Raw genomic sequence first — 3,543 nt, forward strand, 5'->3', positions numbered from 1 at the left:
GGATGGGTTGAACACGATCCAATGGAAATTTACGCAACTCAAACGTCAACCTTGGTTGAAGTGTTGGGTAAATCTGGTATTCGTAGCGATGAAGTTGCGGCAATCGGGATTACTAACCAACGTGAAACAACGATTGTTTGGAATAAAGAAACAGGAAAGCCGGTTTACAACGCCATCGTGTGGCAATGCCGTCGTACGGCCGAAATTTGCGAAACATTGAAGATGCGTGAAGGGCTAGAAGCCTATATTCGAGAAAATACTGGACTATTGCTTGACCCTTATTTCTCAGGCACCAAAATCAAATGGATTCTGGATAATGTGCCAGGGGCACGCGAAGATGCCGAAGCGGGTAAGTTATTGTTTGGAACCGTGGATACTTGGTTGGTCTGGAAGATGACTCAAGGCCGAGTTCATGTGACGGATTATACCAATGCATCTCGAACCATGTTATTTAACATCAATAAATTACACTGGGATGAGAAAATATTAAAAGAATTTGATATTCCGCTTAATATGATGCCAGAAGTGAGATCTTCTTCCGAAATTTATGGCCAAACTAACATTGGAGGCAAGGGAGGAACACGGATCCCTATTGCGGGTATTGCCGGTGATCAACAAGCGGCTTTATACGGTCAAATGTGTGTGCAAGCGGGGCAGGCGAAAAATACTTATGGTACAGGTTGTTTCTTGTTAATGAATACTGGGCAAGAAAAAGTTATCTCTAAAAATGGCTTGCTCACCACATTAGCCTGTGGCCCGAAAGGCGAACCAGCTTATGCATTAGAAGGTGCGGTCTTTATGGGGGGAGCCTCTATCCAGTGGCTGCGTGATGAATTGAAATTGATCTCCGATGCTCATGATTCAGAATATTTTTCAACAAAAGTCGACACGTCGAATGGCGTGTACGTTGTTCCTGCCTTTACTGGGCTTGGTGCGCCTTACTGGGATGCGTACGCGCGCGGTACCATTGTTGGATTAACACGTGGCGTGAATGCTAACCATATTATCCGTGCGACATTAGAAAGCATTGCTTACCAAACGCGTGATGTGTTGGATGCGATGCAGGCGGATTCTGGTATTAAATTGGCGGCGCTGCGTGTCGACGGAGGGGCGGTAGCCAATAACTTTTTAATGCAGTTCCAATCCGATGTGCTTGATACGGAAGTTCATCGTCCTAAAGTTACAGAGGTGACCGCATTGGGAGCCGCTTACTTAGCGGGGATTGCCGTTGGTTTCTGGGATGGGTTAGAAGAGCTGCAGAATAAAGCAGAAATTGATCGTTCATTTATGCCACATCAAGATGAAGAGAAGCGTCAACGTCGCTATCGCGGTTGGAAACGTGCCGTGAAATGCGCTCAGTCTTGGGCTGAATTACATTACGAAGACGAGTAATAATGGCTCATGATGACTAAGCCCGGCAGAGCGTCGGGCTATCGTTTTTTTATTTGAAGATAGCAGTGCTATTGGCTGTATTGGTTTGCTCCACTTGCATCGTTTTTATGGTGCATCGGGTTCACTGAATCTTTACCATCGACTCTGCTATCTTACTTGGGGTATTTAGGCGGCGCTTTGTACGCCTTCAGCCTTTTTTGCTTGTTGCATCTTCACTAAAAAGTAGACATTAACACAAGCGATAAAGGCATTGGTTGCCACGACAGGCCAAGCATCAATCATTAATCCGTAAACAACGAATAAAGCACAACCGATAAAGTTTAATATTCTTAGTTTAACGATGTCTTTCATCGTTAAGGAGATAGCGACCATAATTGAGGCAGCGTAGCCCATGATTTCAATCACATCCATTATTTATCCTCTTGCTGTTGGCCCAAACCGGGTCAGTAGTGGCACGCTGTTTTTCATGATGAAAATGGACAAAGCCTTACCGAAAGGGCGAAATTAATTTTTCTAATCGAAACTATAACAATGGTTAATCTGAGGTAAAACCGTTAAAAAGAGCTTCGGAGAAGGTTAGCGATTACGCAAACGATTAACGCTAATAATAGTTTTGTTATTACGTTATCTGTTGAACTATTCAGAGAAGTTGTCTCGAAAAAGAAAGTCCGCTTATTGCGGACTTATATCGACAAAGAAGTACTCAGAGGTGAGTTTATTTTTTACCGCCTTGAGTCATGAGCTTATCTTGCTCAGTGAGTTCACGAATTCGGCGGCTAATTTCACGACGCTCTTTAGAAATTTCAGCACTTTTAATGATGTGGTCATCGACACGATCTTCGTAGTCTGACTTCATTTTTTTGACAATTTCGATGATCTCTTCTTGAGTCATGTCTGGTTTAATGTAGTCGACTAAATTTTCTAGTAGATCTACACGTTTACGGTTATCACGAACTTTCTTTTCGTTATCGAGCAATTCACGTTTCAGTTTGTTTTTACGACGAGCTAAGCTCACAATTTCAAATACGCTGTTCATAGATCCCTTTTCCTATCATAAATACCACTACCAGAGATTAAAGCACATCGTTAAGACGCATAACAGACCTAAGATCAAACCTCATGACATATTGCTGAATAAATCACCAGAATGTGTGGTTTTTGAGGGCCTTAGATATAGTGCTAGTGTACATCAATCAGAAGGCGCTATATCATGTATTTTATGAAACATGAAACAACTAATTTAATTATGTCATGCTCACAAATTGTTGTTCCAAGCTCAAAAGCGAAGTCTTGCCTGACTGAGCAACAACAGAAATTTTGCCAAGCCTATCTAGATGAACGGCAAAACCTTGCCCTACACGAAATAGAATTAAACCGCGCTAGTATTGTCATGCTCGATCAATATGGCCGGTTAATTGGTCTAGCCTGCATTCTAGAGCATTAAGCATTAGTGAGTACTGATGCCTGAGCAAGATGAAAAGTCGTGACCCCAAAAGTTAATTTTAGGGCCGTGACGCTCTTAGATAATAAGGAAGCAGAAATGCAGAATGAACTTTCCCACTTAGAAGCTAGAGTTATTGGCTGCTTGATTGAAAAAGCCATTACCACTCCGGATCACTACCCGCTAACGCTTAATAGTTTAACGACAGCTTGTAATCAGAAAAGTAACCGTGATCCTGTTCTCTCATTGTCAGAAGCAGAGGTGCAAGATACGGTTGAAGCGCTCATTGCACGTCGTTTAGTTAGTGATGAAAGTAGTTTTAATAGCCGCACTCGTAAATACCAGCACCGCTTTTGTAATACAGAATTTGGTGATTTAAAACTAGATGAACAAGAACTTGCATTAGTGTGCTGTTTATTACTGCGAGGGCCTCAAACCCCTGGTGAATTGAGAACTCGCACCAATCGTTTATGCAGCTTTAGTGATGTTAAGCAAACCGAAGCCACCTTAGATCAGTTAGTTGAACGAGATCTCGTGGTGAAATTGCCGCGTGAGCCTGGCAAACGAGAGTCTCGATACCATCACTTGTTTTGTGGTGAGGTTGATCTTGCCAGTTTTTCAGCAAGCTCTGTGGTTGAACCCGCCTCTTCTCAAGTTGAAACATTAGCATTAGAAGTGGCTGCTTTGCGTGAAGAAGTCGCAGAGCTACG

At 42.7% G+C, this 3,543-nt stretch carries 5 protein-coding genes; 3 read left to right on the top strand and 2 right to left on the bottom strand.

Annotated features, from left to right (window positions below):
- Positions 1-1,392 (top strand): glycerol kinase GlpK (gene glpK / locus B7C60_RS01440; RefSeq protein WP_245868371.1); only part of this gene is annotated, 1,392 nt, incomplete at its 5' end.
- A gap of 165 nt (positions 1,393-1,557) precedes the next feature.
- On the opposite strand, the gene B7C60_RS01445 is transcribed toward glpK, so the two are convergent.
- Positions 1,558-1,803: a YgjV family protein gene (locus tag B7C60_RS01445; RefSeq protein WP_099610121.1), complete on the bottom strand. Its 246-nt coding sequence runs from the start codon at positions 1,801-1,803 to the stop codon at positions 1,558-1,560.
- A gap of 304 nt (positions 1,804-2,107) precedes the next feature.
- A complete protein-coding gene (locus B7C60_RS01450; protein WP_099610122.1) occupies positions 2,108-2,428 on the bottom strand; it encodes a DUF496 family protein in 321 nt (106 codons plus the stop codon).
- Between the two features lie 174 nt (positions 2,429-2,602).
- Between B7C60_RS01450 and B7C60_RS01455 the strand changes: the two genes are divergently transcribed.
- Positions 2,603-2,836 carry a hypothetical protein gene (locus B7C60_RS01455; protein ID WP_099610123.1) on the top strand — a complete coding sequence of 78 codons (234 nt, stop codon included), beginning with the start codon at positions 2,603-2,605 and terminating at the stop codon, positions 2,834-2,836.
- Positions 2,837-2,932: 96 nt separating this feature from the next.
- Positions 2,933-3,543 (top strand): YceH family protein (locus B7C60_RS01460; RefSeq protein ID WP_099610129.1); only part of this gene is annotated, 611 nt, incomplete at its 3' end.

Source organism: Vibrio fujianensis (assembly GCF_002749895.1).
GTDB classification, from domain to species: Bacteria; Pseudomonadota; Gammaproteobacteria; order Enterobacterales; family Vibrionaceae; genus Vibrio; species Vibrio fujianensis.